The organism is Endozoicomonas sp. SESOKO4 (assembly GCF_024606275.1).
The window spans coordinates 1-1954 of sequence record NZ_JAHHPS010000558.1; the positions used below are offsets into that span (position 1 = coordinate 1).

At 42.3% G+C, this 1954-nt stretch carries 2 protein-coding genes; one reads left to right on the forward strand and one right to left on the reverse strand.

The genetic code is table 11. The features are described 5' to 3' along the window. Nucleotides 1-488: 488 nt before the first annotated feature. A complete protein-coding gene (locus KDK16_RS10730) occupies nt 489-773 on the forward strand; it encodes a hypothetical protein (protein ID WP_257276089.1) in 285 nt (94 codons plus the stop codon). A 203-nt stretch (nt 774-976) separates the two neighbouring features. Here KDK16_RS10730 and KDK16_RS10735 read toward each other — a convergent pair whose 3' ends face one another. Next, nucleotides 977-1441: a hypothetical protein gene (locus KDK16_RS10735; RefSeq protein ID WP_257255152.1), complete on the reverse strand. Its 465-nt coding sequence runs from the start codon at nt 1439-1441 to the stop codon at nt 977-979. Between the last annotated feature and the right edge of the window lie 513 nt (nt 1442-1954).

Genomic DNA, 1954 nt, shown 5'->3' on the forward strand with positions numbered 1-1954 from the left:
AAGCTAAAACCATTGATTACCTCAGGAAATTAGGGCTGAATCCGGAGGATTATCGTTGTTTTTGGGGCGAAGTTAGGGATATTCCTTCAGCAGACATTTGAATGCAGATTCCGGTATAAAATCAGATTTGATGCGGGTCTGGAGGTGATTGACCCACTCCACTTTCAGGTATTCTGTCCCTGCTGAACCATTCCATCTCGATTAACACGTCAGCAATGAGCAAGTTAAACTATCGTTCTGGAATTATTTTGGAAATTAATAGTCTAAACACGTATGGCTTAAGGGGATTAAATGTGTTCAATAGGGGGATTTATGAATATAAACACTACCGGAACAGATGCTTACGGGCTTCATAAAAACAGTTTTGTTGAAAAGAATGATGAAATTTTGACTCAGAGCCGAGAGTAGTTAAAAGTTTTTCAAAAAAACGATCGGTTGAAGATAGATCCTCTGTACTGGTAAAACGGGAAAGAGAGCTTGGTTCGGATATGCCTGGTTGCAGTCATCAGGCAACTAACCAAGCTATTCCTGAGCGAAAAGTTTCCAACTGGGTTGCTATGGATATTTGTGAGGTCGTACATGAGGCAGGGGGCAGAGTGAGCGAGATGTTTACTGTTAAGGAAGTGGCTGGACATTTTCGAAGTATCATTGAAAACCTTATACATTCGTTTAGATACAAAAAAATTGCAATAGAGGAGTATAAGGTTGATCAAAGAGACGAAGTAACAGGTATTTTTATTGATTTTATTTTATGTCAGGAAGGTCTGGTTTGAAGAGTCACAACATCTACTGAAGGCGATTTTTACTGAGCGGGCAGAAGAGGCATCGAAATTAATGTACCATGAATTATGTTATAGTCTCGGGGATATGCTGATTGATTATCTCAACAAAAAAGCGAACGTACCGGATGTTGAGGTCACATAGTAATTTTACGTTTTCAACCTCTAACGCAACAAAGGCTTGTACAATCTTGTCTCTAGCCTCGGGGGTTAACAATCCAATTAGTTGCAATCCCTCTTCCAGAGTCTCGATGCGTTTCTGTTGATTCATCTGGTTCCTCCAGAGTCATGGAAGTCCTGTCGGGTCGGGTAACAAAGGCGGATTTCTTCTTAGCCAACTCAACTAGTTGGTCTGGGTCGAGGTGAGGATTGAAGATGCTGGCTCCTTTATAGCGGAACCACTCACGCATTTCATGTTCTTCTGATGCTTTAATAGCAGCGAAACATACGCCTACAATCTCTTGTTTGCACATGTATGGGCTTAAATAGTGTTTTCCGCTCTTCCATGCCGTATTTTGTTTACTCACGCTACAGACGCCTACAGAGGCATCTACGGAGACTTGAATATAGGAACGACCGTGCCCTTCATATACTTGAATAGTCCAGCCGTCTTTGTATGTCACTTTGGAAACGATGTCTTTGATGTCGTCTAGTGTCAGCATACTAAGTCCTTCAATGAAAAAAGCCCCCTATTCGGGAGCTTTTGTTGGGTCGTTTGGGTCATCGTACGGATTGAATCGGGTTGCACGATTCTCCTTTTCTTTGTACTTGGCAGGGTCTTTCGTCTCTACCGGTACACGACCAGTACGTGGTACCTTCGTACTATTGTCCGGTTTTTGCACAATTGCCATTATGTGTTTTCCTCAATGACTTGGTCGTAGTTTAAGCCAGCGTTTTCAATCTCAACTTTGTAAGATGGAAGGTCTACTGCCTTGATGAATGTTCCGTTCAGGGCAATGCCCTTACGGTCTTTGACACTGTACACGACAAAAATCAGGAGTAAGCCAACGAGATCCACTATCTTGAGATTTTTCGCTAAAAATACCGCACGATTATGGAACCCGCTGACTTACTCATTGAGCAGTTTAGAACCTATCTGAACTGCAACAAGTGTCGACTGAGTGTTCTTGCCTATCTTGTGCTTGGCTTGCTGGAAAAGCAGACGGTAAACTTCA